Annotated in this window: 13 protein-coding genes and 1 pseudogene; 13 read left to right on the top strand and 1 reads right to left on the bottom strand. The window is 63.6% G+C overall.

Features of this window, described 5'->3' with window-relative positions; translation table 11 throughout:
• Positions 1 to 78 precede the first annotated feature (78 nt).
• From NTD82_RS10515 to NTD82_RS10485, 8 genes and pseudogenes are all read left to right on the top strand, one after another.
• Entirely contained in the window at positions 79 to 597 is a 519-nt protein-coding gene (locus NTD82_RS10515; protein ID WP_262128697.1) for an RNA polymerase sigma factor, read from the top strand.
• Between the two features lie 74 nt (positions 598 to 671).
• Complete coding sequence (locus NTD82_RS10510) at positions 672 to 1,634, top strand: FecR family protein (RefSeq protein ID WP_262128696.1); 963 nt, start codon at positions 672 to 674, stop codon at positions 1,632 to 1,634.
• Between the two features lie 260 nt (positions 1,635 to 1,894).
• Positions 1,895 to 4,471 (top strand): TonB-dependent receptor, encoded by a 2,577-nt coding sequence (locus NTD82_RS10505; RefSeq protein ID WP_095154268.1) that lies wholly within the window; start codon positions 1,895 to 1,897, stop codon positions 4,469 to 4,471.
• A 143-nt stretch (positions 4,472 to 4,614) separates the two neighbouring features.
• The gene (locus NTD82_RS10500; protein ID WP_262128695.1) at positions 4,615 to 5,223 is read left to right on the top strand and encodes a biliverdin-producing heme oxygenase; all 609 of its coding nucleotides are present in this window, start codon (positions 4,615 to 4,617) and stop codon (positions 5,221 to 5,223) included.
• Positions 5,224 to 5,281: 58 nt separating this feature from the next.
• Positions 5,282 to 5,707, top strand: a complete 426-nt coding sequence (locus tag NTD82_RS10495) for a YbaN family protein (RefSeq protein WP_095154271.1) — start codon at positions 5,282 to 5,284, stop codon at positions 5,705 to 5,707.
• Positions 5,708 to 5,802: 95 nt separating this feature from the next.
• Positions 5,803 to 7,083 (top strand): annotated as a pseudogene (locus NTD82_RS29285) (HAMP domain-containing protein); the annotation flags it as partial.
• 102 nt (positions 7,084 to 7,185) lie between these two features.
• Positions 7,186 to 7,941 carry a methyl-accepting chemotaxis protein gene (locus NTD82_RS29280; protein ID WP_371864268.1) on the top strand — a complete coding sequence of 252 codons (756 nt, stop codon included), beginning with the start codon at positions 7,186 to 7,188 and terminating at the stop codon, positions 7,939 to 7,941.
• A gap of 54 nt (positions 7,942 to 7,995) precedes the next feature.
• On the top strand, positions 7,996 to 9,366 hold the full coding sequence (locus tag NTD82_RS10485; RefSeq protein ID WP_262128693.1) for a CoA transferase: 1,371 nt from the start codon (positions 7,996 to 7,998) through the stop codon (positions 9,364 to 9,366).
• 115 nt (positions 9,367 to 9,481) lie between these two features.
• Here the strand turns inward: NTD82_RS10485 and arcD (NTD82_RS10480) are convergent, their stop codons facing one another.
• Positions 9,482 to 10,909 carry an arginine-ornithine antiporter gene (gene arcD / locus NTD82_RS10480; protein ID WP_262128692.1) on the bottom strand — a complete coding sequence of 476 codons (1,428 nt, stop codon included), beginning with the start codon at positions 10,907 to 10,909 and terminating at the stop codon, positions 9,482 to 9,484.
• A 413-nt stretch (positions 10,910 to 11,322) separates the two neighbouring features.
• Here arcD (NTD82_RS10480) and arcD (NTD82_RS10475) point away from each other — a divergent pair, with 413 nt between their 5' ends.
• The 5 genes from arcD (NTD82_RS10475) to NTD82_RS10455 all read left to right on the top strand — a co-directional run bounded on the left by arcD (NTD82_RS10475) (position 11,323) and on the right by NTD82_RS10455 (position 16,572).
• On the top strand, positions 11,323 to 12,750 hold the full coding sequence (gene arcD / locus NTD82_RS10475; protein ID WP_095154275.1) for an arginine-ornithine antiporter: 1,428 nt from the start codon (positions 11,323 to 11,325) through the stop codon (positions 12,748 to 12,750).
• A 32-nt stretch (positions 12,751 to 12,782) separates the two neighbouring features.
• Positions 12,783 to 14,039, top strand: a complete 1,257-nt coding sequence (gene arcA, locus NTD82_RS10470) for an arginine deiminase (RefSeq protein ID WP_095154277.1) — start codon at positions 12,783 to 12,785, stop codon at positions 14,037 to 14,039.
• Positions 14,040 to 14,108: 69 nt separating this feature from the next.
• Positions 14,109 to 15,119, top strand: coding sequence for an ornithine carbamoyltransferase (locus tag NTD82_RS10465; protein ID WP_095154279.1), 1,011 nt, complete (start codon positions 14,109 to 14,111; stop codon positions 15,117 to 15,119).
• A 103-nt stretch (positions 15,120 to 15,222) separates the two neighbouring features.
• The gene (gene arcC, locus NTD82_RS10460; RefSeq protein ID WP_095154281.1) at positions 15,223 to 16,152 is read left to right on the top strand and encodes a carbamate kinase; all 930 of its coding nucleotides are present in this window, start codon (positions 15,223 to 15,225) and stop codon (positions 16,150 to 16,152) included.
• Positions 16,153 to 16,209: 57 nt separating this feature from the next.
• On the top strand, positions 16,210 to 16,572 hold the full coding sequence (locus NTD82_RS10455; protein ID WP_262128691.1) for a DUF5064 family protein: 363 nt from the start codon (positions 16,210 to 16,212) through the stop codon (positions 16,570 to 16,572).
• The last annotated feature ends 61 nt before the right edge of the window (positions 16,573 to 16,633 follow it).

Below are 16,633 nucleotides of genomic sequence, written 5' to 3'. Positions count from 1 at the left end.
ACCCTTGTCGTACTTCGTGCTTGACCAACGGGGTTGATGATAAGCATTATCATTAGCAAATTCCGCTCGGGTATCGCCGTGAGCCAGTCCCACTTCAACTCCGTTTTCCTTGCCCAGCGGGTCACCCTGCTGCGCACTTTGCAGCGCATGGTGGACAACCCCAGCACCGCCGAAGACCTGCTTCAGGAAACCTACCTGCGGGTCACCCGCGCCCTTGGCGAGCGGCCTATCGAACACCTGGAGCCCTTCGTGTTCCAGACCGCGCGCAACCTTGCCCTCGATCACCTGCGCGCGCGCCGGGTGCAGTCGCGCACCGTGGTCGATGACGTGCCCGAACAAATCCTGCACAACGTCGCCGCTCCCGTGGGCAGCGCCGAAGACGCCGCCCATGCCGCGCAACTGCTCAAGCGCCTGAGCAGTTCGCTGGCGCAACTCACCCCGCGCCAGCAGCGCATCTTCATCCTCAGCCGCCTGCACGGCGCCAGTTACCTGGAGATCGCCGAGCAACTGGACGTCTCGGCCAGCACCGTGCAGAAGGAACTGAAACTGATCATGGCGATCTGCATGGGTGTGGCCGATCGACTCAACGGTAACTGATGGCCGCTTGCCTGATCCGTCGTTAGCCCCGATCATGACGTCCATCTACGCCCGCCTCGCCGCAAGGATCACCCGTGACAGACCACCCCTCTCATAGCCCTTCGCCGCCGGACCCGGCTGCCTGCGACAGAGCCATGGGCGAGGCCCTGGACTGGCTGATCCGCCTGCAATGCGCCAGCGCCGAAGACACCCAGGCCTTCGAAGCCTGGCTCGAAGCCGACCCCGCCAACGCCCCCGCCTACGTCGAAGCCGAAGCATTGTGGAACGGCAACACCCTGCGCCAGGCTGCGGGCCAGTTGCATGAAAAACGCAAACCTTCGCCTCTCGCCCGCCTGCGTCCACACTGGAAACCGCTGGCGACGGCGGCGGTGTTGTTGGTCGGCGTGTTTACCGTCGGCAACCTGCCCGTGCGTTTGCAAGCCGATCACCTCACCGTGGTCGGCGAGCGCCAGCGCGTGCAACTGGACGATGGTTCGCGGGTGCTGCTTAACACCAACTCGGCGTTCTCCAGCGACATCGACACCCGCCAGCGCGTTGCCCGCCTGTATCAGGGCGAAGCCTTCTTCGAAGTGACTGCCGGGCGTACCCAGCCGCTTGAACTGCAGGCCGGGCCGTTGCGTGCCAGCGTGCGCGACAGCGATTTCGCCGTGCGCTATCTCAATGGCGAAGCCCAGGTGCGGGTCCAGCGCGGCGATGTCGACCTGCTCGCCAGCAGCGACCAGCGCATTCGCCTGAGCAGCGGCGACAGCATCCGCGTCGGCCCCAACGGTTTCAGCCAGCGCGAACGCGCCGACCTGCAGAAAGACCTGGCCTGGGTCGAAGGCCGGCTGATCTTCGAGAACTGCCCGCTGAGCCAGGTGCTCGCCGAACTGCGCCGCTACTACCCCGGCTGGATCATCAGCACCAACGGCGCGCTCGATCAGGTCGCGGTGACCGGCAATTATCGCCTCGACCAGCCGCTCGAAGCCGTGCGTTCCCTGGCCCATATCACCTCGGCGCAGGTCCGGGAATTTCCTGCCGTTGTGATCCTCAACTGATCCGCTGATTTTTTAGGGTTGGGCTTTGGGGGGTCTAGGTGGCCACGCTGCCGGCCCCTTCCGCCGCCACGGCAGGTTCAACCACCCACCGTGTGGGGTGGCCTTCGCGAGCAAGCTCGCTCCTACAGCGTCATCAGAGAACAGAAACCTTTTTTTACGCGATCCCCTGCCGTCACACGTCTCGTTATAGCCAATGCAACTGATTCTTATTTTTGAGTCGGACGCATCCTATAACAACGCGCGACAGGGAGCGCTTTTCGATGTCTACCGGATCCACCCGTCGAGTCACCCCACGTACACCAGGCCTGCAGCGTTGCACGCTGTCCCTGTTGACCCTGGCCATGCTCGCCAGCGGCGCCTGCAGCCTGCCGGCCCTGGCCGCCGAACCGGCGCAAGCCCCGGCCCAGCGCATGGGTGACTACCGCTTCGCCATCGCCCAGCAACCACTGGTTTCGGCACTGAACGCCTTCACCGCGGTCACCGGCTGGCAGATCGGCCTGTCCGCCGAACTGGCCGAAGGCGTCGCCTCGCCGGGCGTGCAAGGCTCCCTGTCGCCCGAGCAAGCCCTGCAGCGCCTGCTGACCGGCACCGGCCTGAACTACCGCAAGCTCAGCAACAACAACGTGGTGATCGAGCGCACCCGATCCCAGGCCATCGCCCTGCAACAGGTGACCGTCAGCGCCACCCGCAGCGCCCAGGACGTCAGCCAGGTGCCCAGCACCGTCACCGTGCAGACCCGCGAACAGCTCGACCGGCAGAACGTCAACAGCATCAAGGATCTGGTGCGCTACGAACCGGGCGTGTCGGTCAGCGGCACCGGCCAGCGCAGCGGCCTGAACGGCTACAACATCCGCGGCATCGACGGCGAGCGAATCCTCACCCAGATCGACGGCGTGGCCATTCCCGACAGCTACTTCTTCGGCCCGTACGCGCAAACCCAGCGCAATTACGTCGACCCGGAAATCGTCAAGCGCGTGGAAATCCTCCGCGGCCCGGCCTCGGTGCTCTACGGCAGCAACGCCATCGGCGGCGCGGTGAGCTATTTCACCCTCGACCCGGACGACATCATCAAGCCCGGCCAGGACGTCGGCGCCCGCCTGAAAACCGGCTACAGCTCGGCCGACAACAGCTGGCTCAAATCCGGCACCGTGGCCGCCCGCCAGGGTGACTTCGACGGCCTGCTGCACCTGAGCCGTCGCGACGGTCACGAGACCGAGTCCTACGCCGACCACGGCGGTACCGGCCTGAACCGCACCGCCGCCAACCCCGAGGACGTGCAAACCACCAACGTGCTCGCCAAGCTGGGCTGGAACTACGCCGACGACGCACGCCTGGCGCTGACCTACGAGCACTACAAGGACGACCGCGACCTCAACCAGAAAAGCGCCGTCGGCGGCCCGTTCACCCCGAGCCCGCTGAACTTCTACCAGAACCGCACCGGCAGTGACGTGGTCACCCGCGAGCGCATCGGCATCGCCAACGAGTTCGGCCTCGACAGCCTGCTGGCCGACCACGTGAAGTGGAGCCTTAACTACCAGATCGGCAAGACCGACCAGCGCACCGAAGAAATCTACCGGCCGATGGTCTACACCCTGTACCGCGATCGCAAGACCACCTACAAGGACCGTCAGTGGATCCTCGACGCCCAGTTGGACAAGGCCTTCAGCCTTGGTGAAACCGAACATCTGCTGACCTATGGCGCGACCTTCAAGCAGAACAAGGTCACCGGCTCGCGCAGCGGCACCGCCACCTGCCTGACCACCGGTTTCGGCTGCGTCGCCGGGCGTCCGCTGGCGTCCAGCGCGCTGGTCGAAGTCAGCGACTTCCCGGACCCGACCGTCAACACCTACAGCGCCTTCGCCCAGGATGAAATCCGCTGGAACCAGTGGACCTTCCTGCCGGGCGTGCGCTACGACCAGACCCGCCTCAAGCCTCGCGCCACCGACGAGTTCCTGCGCGGCATCGCGTCCACCAACGAGCCGGTCAACCTGGAAGAAAAGAAATGGCACCGCGTCTCGCCCAAGTTCGGCGTGACCTACGCCTTCAACGACAACTACACCTGGTACGGCCAGTACGCCGAGGGCTTCCGCACCCCGACCGCCAAGGCGCTCTACGGTCGCTTCGAAAACCCGGGCCAGGGCTACAGCGTGCAGGGCAACCCGAACCTGGAACCGGAGAAGAGCAAGAGCTACGAAACCGGTCTGCGCGGCAACTTCGACGCGGGCAACTTCGATGTGGCGGTGTTCTATAACAAGTACCGCGATTTCATCAACGAAGACGCGGTGCAGGGCTCTGACATCAACAAGGACTTCGAAGCCAACAACATCAAGAACGCCACCATCAAGGGCGCGGAGTTCAAAGGCCGTCTGAACCTCGATCACTTCGGCGCACCTGCCGGCCTGTACACCCAGGCCTCGCTGGCCTACGCCTGGGGCAAGAACGAAGACACCGGCCAGCCGATCAACAGCGTGAACCCGCTGACCGGCGTGTTCGGCCTGGGCTACGAGCAGGAGCAGTACGGTGCACTGGTCAGCTGGACACTGGTCAAGCGCAAGAACCGGGTCGACGACCAGAGCTTCTTCGCCCCGGACGGCACCAGCAAACAGTTCCGCAGCCCGGGCTACGGCGTGCTCGACCTGACCGGGTTCTACAAGGTCACCGACGACGTCACCGTCAACGCCGGCCTGTACAACCTGACCGACAAGAAATACTGGCAGTGGGATGACGTCCGCGGCTACGACGGCCTGGGCGAAGCTGCCGCCACCGCGCCGGCCAACATGGATCGCCTGACCATGCCGGGTCGCAACTTTGCGATCAATCTGGTGTGGGATATCTGATCTGAGGTAATTCGAGGCCATACCGGCCTCATCAAGCCGGCCCCGCCAAAAAACCTCACCCCGCAAAGGTGAGGTTTTTTTACTGTCGCGCGTCTCCTTGCACGTCTAGTTACAAGGCCCGCCCCATTCGCAAGGAATTCTCAATGACAGCCAACACCGAACGCGCCGCCCTGCGCTCGCAACGCCTGAACCAGGTTACCCACGCACCGCACGCCGAACTGGACGCTCTGGTCAAATCCCACGCACCGTTCGAAACCCGCGAGAACTTCGCCCGCTTCGTGGTCGCCCAGTACCTGTTCCAGAACGAACTGAAAGCGCTGTACACCGATCCGAAACTGATCGCCATTTTCCCTGACCTGGCCGACCGCTGCCGCGCCGACGCCGCACGCCTGGACCTGGCCGACCTCGACACCGCCGTGCCCGCCGATTTCCCTGGCGCCCTGCAGAACCCGAGCCTGGGCGCCGCCCTGGCCTGGCTGTTCGTCTCCGAAGGCTCCAAGCTCGGCGCCGCCTTCCTGATCAAGCGCGCCGCCGCCCTTGAGCTGTCCGACAGCTTCGGCGCCCGTCACCTCGGCGAACCTGCTGGCGGCCGTGCCGAAGGCTGGAAGAGCTTCACCCGCACCCTCGACAGCCTGGAACTGAGCCCGGAAGAAGACGCCGCCGCCGAACAGGGCGCGGTCGCCGCCTTCGAGCGTTTCACCCAGTTGCTGAAACACGCTTACGCAACTGCGCCTAAAGCCGAACTGGCCTAAGTGTGCGCCGGCCATCATCATGATGGCCGGATCACCCAACCGTGCCGTCGACGAGCCCATGACCCAGCCACTCCGCTCCAAACTGTCCCGTCTGCTCTATGGCCTGCTGGCCTACGTCAGCCTGGGCATCGGCCTGATCGCCATCGTCGTGCCCGGCCTGCCCACCACCGAATTCATTCTCCTCGCCGCCTGGGCCGCCACCCGCAGCTCGCCGCGCTTGAGTGCCTGGCTGGAAAACCACCGGCTGTTCGGCCCGATCCTGCATAACTGGCGCAACGGCAAGGTGATCCAGCGCCGCGCCAAAGTCAGCGCCACCCTCAGCATGCTGCTCTGCGCCACCGTGATGCTGGTGTTCCTCGAGCACCGCTGGCCGGTGTTTCTCGCCATCGGCGGCATGAGCCTGGGCAACCTGTGGATCTGGTCGCGCCCGGAATCGGTACCCATTGACCTGAAAAACCGCTCGTCGGCGCGCGCTCACGGCTAAAGTTTCCGGGCCGATGGCCTGATACCGCTAAGAGGGACCTGGCGAATCGAACCGTCAGGCTTAAAAAAATAATTGCCCATTTAGCGAGTACGTCCATGTTCGACACGCTCTCCATCCGCCTGAAAATCATCCTGCTGTCCGGGATAAGCCTGTTGGGCGTGGTCGCCCTGATCGTTGGTATCAACCTCTACCAGTCACGCCAGAACGATGCTCTGGTGGGCGAGGCCAGCAGCGCCATGCTCACCCGCAACGTCCAGGCCCTGCTGCTGGCCCGCGCCAGCGAAAAAGCCGAGTTGCTGCAACGCACCTTCAGCGACAGCCAGACGGTGGCCACCGCGCTCGCCGACCAGGTTCTCGACCTGCGGCGCCTGGGTCAGCGCCAGTCGATCCCGGCCGGTGACCTGCGCCAGGCGATCAACCAGGCATTGCGCACCACCTTCGAGCGCAACCCCGAGCTGCTCGGCGTCTGGATGGCCTTCGAGCCCGATACCCTCGACGGTCGCGACAGCGAATTCGCCAACGACGAGGCCCGCCTGAGCGGCGCCAGCGGCCGCTTCGGCAGCTACTGGAGCCGGGCTCAGGGCAGCGCCCTGAACACGGTCATCGGCAACACCGAACTGAACAACACCGAGCTCACCCTCAGCGGCTCGCCGTTCAACGTCTGGTACACCTGCTCCCGCGACAGCGGCAAACCCTGCCTGCTGGAGCCCTATGCCGATACGGTCGGCGGCAAACGGGTGCTGATGACCAGCATCACCCTGCCGCTGGTGGAAGGTGGCAAGGTCATCGGCGTGACCGGCGTCGATATCGCTCTCGACTCGCTGCAAAGCGCTGCGGTGAAAGCCCAGCAATCGCTGTTCAACGGCGCCGGGCACCTGACCATCGCCTCGTCCAGCGGTGTGCTGGCAGCCAACAGCAACGATCCCGCGCTGGTCAGCAAGAAAATCGAAGACGCCTTCGGTGAACACGGCAAGCAACTGCTGCAGGCGTTCGCCAGCGGCCAGCCGCAAGTGTTCGAACGCGACGCGAATGTGCGCGCCCTGTTCCCGGTGCAGCCGATCAGCGACAGCAAGCCCTGGGGCATCGTGATCGACCTGCCGCGCAACGTACTGCTGGCCGACGCCATCAGCCTGCAGAAAACCCTCGATGACGCCCGCACCGCCGGCACCCTGAAGGTGCTGCTGTTCGCCACCCTCGCCGGCCTCGGCGGGCTGTTGCTGATGTGGCTGACCGCTACCGGCGTGACCCGCCCGATCAATAGCGTGGCGCACATGCTCGAAGATATCGCCAGCGGCGAAGGCGACCTGACCCAGCGCCTGAACTACAGCCGTCGCGATGAGCTGGGCCGCCTGACCCAGGGCTTCAACCGCTTCCTCGACAAGCTGCAACCGACCATCGCGCAGATCAAGCAGAGCATCACCCAGGCCCGCGCCACCGCCGACCAGTCTTCGGACATCGCCCGCCGCACCAGCGAAGGCATGCATGTGCAGTTCCGCGAAATCGATCAGGTAGCCACCGCCTCCAACGAGATGAGCGCCACCGCCCACGACGTTGCCAACAGCGCCTCCAGCGCCGCTGAAGCCGCCCGTGGCGCTGACCGTTCGGCCCGCGAAGGCATGGCGATCATCGAGCGCAGCACCCGCGATATCGCTCACCTGGCCGACACCGTCAGCCTGGCGGTGGGCGAAGTGGAAACCCTGGCCAGCACCAGCGAGCAGATCGGTTCGGTACTGGAAGTGATCCGCAGCATCGCCGAGCAGACCAACCTGCTGGCCCTCAACGCCGCCATTGAAGCGGCCCGCGCCGGCGAGAGCGGTCGCGGCTTCGCGGTGGTCGCCGACGAGGTGCGCAACCTGGCCAAGCGCACGCAAGACTCAGTGGAAGAAATCCGCCATGTGATCGAGCGCCTGCAAACCCACACCCGCGACGTCGTCGCGACCATGCACGCCAGCCACGAGAAAGCCCAGGAAAACGCCGGCCAGATCACCCACGCAGTTAAGGCGCTGGACCGCATCAGCGAAGCGGTGACGGTGATCAGCGACATGAACCTGCAGATCGCCAGCGCCGCCGAAGAACAGAGCGCGGTGGCCGAGGAGGTCAACCGCAACGTCTCGGCAATCCGCAGCGTGACCGAGACCCTGACCCATCAGGCCGACCAGTCGGCGCAGGTCAGCAGCCAGCTCAACAGCCTGTCGTCGCAGCAGATGAAGCTGATGGATCAGTTCAAGGTTTGACCGACGCGCCGGGATGTACTGCACTTGTCCCTTCGACTCAAGGAGGGACAAACGATGCTGAACAGGCTCGGCACCATCGCCCACGACCTCGCCCTGGCGCCTCCCACGGAGGACGCCGTGCGCTTTTGCGCCGCGGGCGCCCTGCCCTCGGCCTTCGCCGTGACCGAAATAGCCGCCGTGAGCATCGCCGCAGCAGGGATCGCTATCGCCGATCTCCTGGAACAGCAGACCGGCGAATACCCCAGCGTCCAGGTAGACCGCCGCCTGAGCGCCTTCTGGTTCGCCAGCAGCCTGCGCCCGCGCGGCTGGCAGGTGCCACCGTTGTGGGACCCGATCGCCGGCGACTATCAGACCCGCGACGGCTGGATCCGCCTGCACACCAACGCCCCGCACCATCGCGCCGTGGCGGAACGGGTGCTGGGCCCTGCCAGCGACCGCGAAGCCATGGCGCGGCAGGTGCTGGGCTGGTCGGCGGGGGAACTGGAAGACGCCATCGTCGAGTCTGGCGGCTGCGCGGCGCAGATGCGCGGTTGCCAGGACTGGTCGAACCATCCGCAGGGGCTGGCGGTAAACGCCGAGCCGCTGATTCATCGCCAGACCTTCGCCAGCGACAGCCGCAGCCTCTGGACTGGAAACCCCGGACGGCCGCTGGCCGGGGTGCGGGTGCTGGACCTGACGCGGATCCTCGCCGGCCCCACCGCCACCCGCCTGCTGGCCGGTTTCGGCGCGGATGTATTGCGTATCGACCCGCCCGGCTGGGACGAACCCGGCGTCGCCGCCGAAGTCACCCTGGGCAAGCGCTGCGCGCGGCTGGACCTGCACTCGACTGCCGACCGGGCCGTGTTCGAACGGCTGCTGAGTGAGGCCAACATCCTGATCCACGGCTATCGCGCCGATGCGCTGGAGCGCCTGGGTTACGGCGACGAACAGCGGCGCCGGTTGAACCCCGGCCTGATCGACGTCAGCCTCAACGCCTACGGCTGGACCGGGCCCTGGCGGTTGCGGCGGGGTTTCGACAGCCTGGTGCAGATGAGCACCGGCATTGCCCGCGAAGGCATGCGCTGGCAGCAGGCAAGTCGCCCGGTGCCGCTACCGGTGCAGGCGCTGGATCATGCCACCGGCTACCTGATGGCCGCCGCGGCGATTCGCGGCCTGAGCGAGCGCCTGGCCAGCGGAGCGGGCAGCCAGGCGCGGCTATCGCTGGCGCGGACGGCGAAATGGCTGGTAGAACAGGGGACGGTGTCGGCGGATTTGCCGTTGGCAGCGGAGACGGTGGATGACCTCGATGCGTGGCCGGAGCACACCGCCTGGGGCCCGGCGCGACGGCTCAAGCCGCCGCTGCTGGTGACCGGCGCACCGCTGAAATGGGATCGGCCGGCTTCGGGGTTGGGGTCGGTTGAAGCCGGATGGTCCGACAGTTGCTGATCGCGAGCAAGCTCGCTCCTACACGCTCAGAGGTCCTGTGGAGGCTATGCCCCAACTACTTCCGGTGTAGGAGCGAACGTGTCGGGGCGCCTAACCGTCGCGATAAGGCCAAACCTCACAGACTCAACACCCCGCTATACAACCCGAACGCCGCCAGCCCCGCCCCCGCCAGCACCGCCGCAAAGATCAGTTTTTCCCAGCCGGTGAACAGCGGCTGGCCCTGTTCTCTCTTGGCCCTGGCGAACAGGATCACCCCCGGCGCATACAGCAGCGCCGAGAGCAGCAGGTATTTCAGCCCACCGGCATACAACAGCCAGACCGCATACAACAGCGCCACCAGGCCCACCGCCAGATCCTTGCGCCGCGCGCCGGCGAATCCCTCGTACGTTTCGCCCCGCAGCGCCAGCAGCACGGCATAGGCCGCCGACCACAGGTACGGCACCAGGATCATCGACGAGGCGAGGTAGATCAGGCTGGTGTAGGTCCCGGCGGAGAACAGGGTGATCAACAAGAACACCTGGATCATGCAGTTGGTCAGCCACAACGCATTGGCCGGCACCTGGTTGGCGTTTTCCTTGGTGAGGAAGCGCGGCATGGTCTTGTCCCGCGCCGTGGCAAAGAGGATCTCGGCACAGAGCAAGGCCCACGACAGCAACGCCCCCAGCAGCGACACCGCCAGCCCCAGGCTGATCAGCAAGGCGCCCCAGGGCCCGACGATATGCTCCAGCACCGAAGCCAACGACGGGTTGTGCAGCGCCGCCAGTTCCGGCTGGGTCATCACCCCCAGCGACAGCACGTTGACCAGCACCAGCAAGGCCAGCACGCCGAGAAAGCCGATCACCGTGGCCTTGCCGACGTCCGAGCGCTTCTGCGCCCGGCCTGAATAGATACTCGCGCCCTCGATGCCGATGAACACGAACACCGTCACCAGCATCATGTTGCGCACCTGGTCAAGCACGCCGCCAAAGCTCGGGTTGCTCAGGCCCCAGATGTCGCGGGTGAAGATGTCCATGCGAAACGCCACGGCGGCAATGATGATGAACAGGATCAGCGGCACGACCTTGGCCACCGTGGTGACCTGGTTGATGAACGCCGCCTCCTTGATCCCGCGCAGCACCAGGAAATGCACCGACCACAGCAGCAGCGAGGCGCAGCCGATGGCCAGCGGTGTGTTGCCTTCGCCGAAGGCCGGGAAGTACAGGCCGAGGGTGCTGAACAGCAGCACGAAATAACCGACGTTGCCCAGCCAGGCGCTGATCCAGTAACCCCACGCCGACGAGAACCCCATGTAGTCGCCGAAGCCGGCCTTGGCGTAGGCATACACGCCGGAGTCGAGTTCCGGCTTGCGGTTGGCCAGGCTCTGGAACACGAAGGCCAGCGCCAGCATGCCGATGGCGGTAATGCCCCAGCCGATCAGCACCGCGCCGACATCGGCACGTGCAGCCATGTTCTGCGGCAGGGAAAAGATCCCGCCGCCGATCATCGACCCCACCACCAATGCCACAAGTGCACCCAAGCGCAACTTTTGTCCCGGTTCGGACATTTAAATCCCCTATTTTTTCGTAGTTTTCCAGCAAATAAGCCTGTACAGATTTTTTTACTAACTTGTGGTTATAAGCAAACTAATTTAATAACCCTTACCTCTAAAGAACGCACACTTATCGGAGAGTTTTGTGCACTAATTCCGCTTCATCAAGTAAATAAGATTTTTTCTCGCTAAAAGGTTGCGAATTCATGGAAAGGGGCTAGTTTCAACTCTCGCGAGCCGACCGAGCGATCACTCTATATTCGCAGAGGCGGCGTAGCACAAGGCTTCCGGAAAGATGACGGCATCTATCGGTGGCTCTTTCAGTCATTCACCAACAATGGAATGTACCAATGAACTGACCTGAGTCAGCATCCGATTCGAACAATCGTTTTATTGTTGAGCCTCTCTCTTCTGAAATGGAGCAAACCATGTCAGACACTCCCGGAAAACTTCGACTGGGTGCGCTGGTCGCACTTGTAGTCGGCTCCATGATTGGTGGCGGGATCTTCTCATTACCGCAAAACATGGCTGCCAGTGCCGATGTCGGCGCCGTTCTGATTGGCTGGGCGATTACCGCCGTCGGCATGCTGACCCTGGCCTTCGTGTTCCAGACCCTGGCCAACCGCAAACCCAACCTGGATGGCGGGGTGTATGCCTATGCCAAGGCCGGTTTCGGCGACTACATGGGCTTCTCGTCAGCCTGGGGTTACTGGATCAGCGCCTGGCTGGGTAACGTCGGTTACTTCGTGCTGCTGTTCAGCACCCTCGGCTACTTCTTCCCGATCTTCGGCGAGGGCAACACCCCGGCGGCCATCGTCGGCGCCTCCGTGCTGCTCTGGGCCGTGCACTTCCTGGTGCTACGCGGGATCAAGGAGGCGGCGTTCATCAACCTGGTGACCACCATCGCCAAGGTCGTGCCGCTGGCGCTGTTCATCCTCATCGCGCTGTTCGCCTTCAAGCTGGACATTTTCACCGCTGACATCTGGGGCAGCATGAACCCGGACCTGGGCAGCGTGATGAATCAGGTGCGCAACATGATGCTGGTCACCGTGTGGGTGTTCATCGGCATCGAAGGCGCGAGCATCTTCTCGGCACGGGCGGAAAAGCGCTCCGACGTGGGCAAGGCCACCGTCATCGGCTTCATCACTGTGCTGCTGTTCCTGGTGCTGGTGAACGTGCTGTCGCTGGGCATCATGACTCAGCCCGAGCTGGCCAAACTGCAGAACCCGTCGATGGCCGCCGTGCTTGAGCACGTGGTCGGTCACTGGGGCGCGGTGCTGATCAGCGTCGGCTTGATCATCTCGCTGCTCGGGGCCCTGCTGTCGTGGGTGCTGCTGTGCGCGGAGATCATGTTCGCCGCCGCCAAAGACCACACCATGCCGGAGTTCCTGCGCCGCGAAAACGCCAACCACGTGCCGGCCAACGCCCTGTGGCTGACCAACGCGATGGTGCAGATCTTCCTGGTCATCACCCTGTTCTCGGCCAGTACTTACCTGTCGCTGATCTACCTCGCCACCTCGATGATCCTGGTGCCTTACCTGTGGTCGGCGGCGTATGCGGTACTGCTGGCGGTGCGTAGCGAGACTTACGAGAACGCCCTGGCCGAACGCAAGAAAGACCTGATCATCGGCGGCATCGCACTCATCTACGCGATCTGGCTGCTGTACGCCGGTGGCGTCAAATACCTGCTGCTCTCGGCCCTGCTCTATGCCCCTGGCGTGATCCTGTTCGCCAAGGCCAAGCGCGAGATCGGCCAACCGATTTTTACCAACGTGGAGAAATTGATCTTCGCCGCTGTGATCGCTGGCGCCCTGGTGGCGGCCTACGGTCTGTATGACGGCTTCCTGACTCTGTAACCCCCGTATTCGCAATTTGGAGGAAAGAAACCATGTCCACGGAAAAAGTTAAGTACGGTGTCCATTCCGAAGCCGGCAAACTACGCAAAGTGATGGTTTGCTCCCCAGGCCTGGCGCATCAGCGCCTGACGCCGAGCAACTGCGACGACCTGTTGTTCGACGACGTCATCTGGGTCAACCAGGCCAAGCGCGACCACTTCGATTTCGTCACCAAGATGCGTGAGCGCGGTGTCGAAGTGCTGGAAATGCACAACCTGCTGACTGAAACCATTCAGAACCCCGAAGCACTGAAGTGGATTCTGGACCGCAAGATCACCCCTGACACCGTCGGTGTCGGCCTGACCAACGAAGTGCGCAGCTGGCTGGAAGGCCTGGAACCACGCCGTCTTGCCGAGTTCCTGATCGGCGGCGTCGCCGGTGAAGACCTGCCGGAAAGCGAAGGCGCCAGCGTCATCAAGATGTACCGCGACTACCTGGGCCACTCCAGCTTCCTGCTGCCGCCGCTGCCCAACACCCAGTTCACTCGCGACACCACCTGCTGGATCTACGGCGGCGTGACGCTCAACCCGATGTACTGGCCAGCGCGACGTCAGGAAACCCTGCTGACCAGCGCCATCTACAAATTCCACCCCGAGTTCGTCAACGCCGACTTCGAAATCTGGTACGGCGACCCGGATAAAGACCACGGTCAGGCCACCCTGGAAGGCGGCGACGTCATGCCGATCGGCAATGGCGTGGTGTTGATCGGCATGGGCGAGCGCACCTCGCGCCAAGCCATCGGCCAGCTCGCACAGTCCCTGTTCGCCAAGGGCGCAGTAGAGAAAGTCGTGGTCGCCGGCCTGCCGAAATCCCGCGCAGCAATGCACCTGGACACCGTGTTCAGCTTCTGCGACCGCGACCTGGTCACGGTCTTCCCGGAAGTGGTCAAGGAAATCGTGCCGTTCGTCATTCGCCAGGACGCCAGCAAGCCTTACGGCCTGGACGTTCGTCGCGAGCACAAGTCGTTCATCGAAGTGGTTGCCGAGTCCCTCAACCTGAAAGAGCTGCGCGTCGTCGAAACCGGCGGCAACAGCTTTGCCGCCGAACGCGAGCAATGGGATGACGGCAACAACGTGGTGGCGCTGGAGCCCGGCGTGGTCATCGGCTACGACCGCAACACCTACACCAACACTCTGCTGCGCAAGGCCGGCATCGAAGTCATCACCATCAGCGCCGGCGAGCTGGGCCGTGGCCGCGGCGGCGGTCACTGCATGACCTGCCCGATCGTCCGCGACCCTATCGATTACTAAACGTCCATCACCCTGGCCGCGCTTATCCGGCGCGGTCGGGGCCGATCACCGAATCCAAGGAGAATCACCATGGCGTTCAACATTCACAACCGCAACCTGCTCAGCCTTGAACATCACACCGAGCGCGAGTTGCGTTACCTGCTGGACCTGTCCCGCGACCTGAAACGGGCGAAATACACCGGCACCGAGCAGCAGCACCTGAAGGGCAACAACATCGCCCTGATCTTCGAGAAAACCTCGACCCGCACCCGCTGCGCCTTCGAAGTGGCCGCCTATGACCAGGGCGCCAACGTCACCTACATCGACCCGAACTCCTCGCAGATCGGCCACAAGGAAAGCATGAAGGACACCGCGCGGGTGCTCGGGCGCATGTACGACGCCATCGAGTACCGCGGCTTCAAGCAGGAAGTGGTCGAAGAACTGGCCAAGTTCGCCGGCGTGCCGGTGTTCAACGGCCTGACCGACGAGTACCACCCGACCCAGATGATCGCCGACGTGCTGACCATGCGTGAGCATGCCGACAAGCCGATCCACGACATCAGCTACGCCTACCTGGGCGACGCCCGCAACAACATGGGCAACTCGCTGCTGCTGATCGGCGCCAAGCTCGGCATGGACGTGCGCATCGCCGCGCCGAAAGCCCTGTGGCCGCATGACGACCTCGTCGCCCGCTGCAAGAAATACGCGGAAGACAGCGGCGCCCGCATCACCCTGACCGAAGACCCGAAAGCCGCGGTCAAGGGCGTGGACTTCGTGCACACCGACGTCTGGGTATCGATGGGCGAGCCGGTTGAAGCCTGGGGCGAACGCATCCAGCAACTGCTGCCGTACCAGGTCAACGCCGAGCTGATGAAAGCCACCGGCAACCCGCGGGCCAAGTTCATGCACTGCCTGCCGGCGTTCCACAACTCCGACACCAAGGTCGGCAAACAGATCGCCGAGCAGTACCCGCACCTGTCCAACGGCATCGAAGTCACCGACGACGTGTTCGAATCGCCGGCCTGCATCGCCTTCGAGCAAGCGGAAAACCGCATGCACACGATCAAGGCGATCCTGGTTTCGACGCTGGCTGACCTGTAAACAGCAATCGCGAGCAAGCTCGCTCCTACAGGGATCGACACACACAGCCCCCGGTAGGAGCGAGCTTGCTCGCGAAAGGCTCCAGAGAAAAAGGACACACATCATGCGCATCGTTGTTGCACTAGGCGGAAACGCGCTGCTGCGTCGTGGCGAACCCATGACGGCCGACAATCAGCGCGCCAATATCCGCATCGCCACCGAACAGATCGCCAAGATCCATCCCGGCAACCAACTGGTCATCGCCCACGGCAACGGCCCGCAAGTGGGCCTGCTGTCGTTGCAGGCGGCGGCCTACACCTCGGTCACGCCCTACCCGCTGGACGTTCTCGGCGCTGAAACCGAAGGCATGATCGGCTACATGATCGAACAGGAACTGGGCAACCTGCTGGACTTCGAAGTGCCCTTCGCCACCCTGCTCACCCAGGTCGAAGTGGACGCCAAGGACCCCGCCTTTCAGAACCCCACCAAGCCCATCGGCCCGGTCTACAGCAAGGAAGACGCCGAGCGCCTGGCCAAGGAAAAAGGCTGGGCCATCGCCCCCGACGGCGACAAGTACCGCCGCGTGGTGGCCAGCCCGAAACCCAAGCGCATCTTCGAAATCCGCCCGATCAAATGGCTGCTGGAAAAGAGCAGTATCGTGATCTGTGCCGGTGGCGGCGGCATTCCGACCATGTATGGTGCGGACGGCAAGCTGCAGGGCATCGAAGCGGTGATCGACAAGGACTTGTGCTCGGCGCTGCTGGCCGAGCAACTGGAAGCCGATCTGCTGGTGATCGCCACCGACGTCAACGCTGCCTACATCGACTTCAACAAGCCGACGCAGAAAGCCATCGCCCAGGCCCATCCAGATGAACTGGAACGCCTGGGCTTCGCCGCCGGGTCCATGGGCCCGAAAGTCCAGGCCGCTTGCGATTTCGCCCGTCACACAGGCAAAGTCGCGGTGATCGGCTCGCTGAGCGATATCGAAGATATCGTCAAAGGCAAAGCCGGTACCCGGGTCAGTACGGCCTCGCCAGGCATCAGCTATCGTTGAAGCTCCGGGCGGGCCTGCTGGCGGGCCCGCCTGTTTCAACTGTTCAAGGAGCCTGTCATGGCACAATTCGAACCTGGTCATCTGCACATCGAACGAAAAGCGCTGACCAAGGATGACTACAGCTACAACTACTGCGTCGATTACGAAGCGGTTCAGGACCCCAAGGAAGGCAAGAGCATCACTTTTCGGCTGCACGGCATCATCCAGGACAAGACGGTGGACGAGACCTTCTCCGTCAACAAGAACAACTGGTACAACTTCGCCGGCATCATCGAAGACGTCGCGCATAAACACGGCATTCCGGTGAAAGGCATCGTCACCTCGGTACATAAAACCCATTACGATGCGATGTTCGAAGACATCCGCGACAAGCTCGGCGTAAGGTCCGGCGACCCGATCAACCCCGATTCGCTCGCCTGATTCTCCCTGTGGGGCTGGCTGGCCAGTTCCCACCCTGCCCGTGCCAGCCGGTTGAATAACA

The organism is Pseudomonas sp. 5P_5.1_Bac1 (genome assembly GCF_025466015.1).
Classification (GTDB): Bacteria; Pseudomonadota; Gammaproteobacteria; order Pseudomonadales; family Pseudomonadaceae; genus Aquipseudomonas.
Note: the sequence above shows the minus strand (reverse complement) of the source record. Positions and strands in the feature narration are given on the sequence as shown.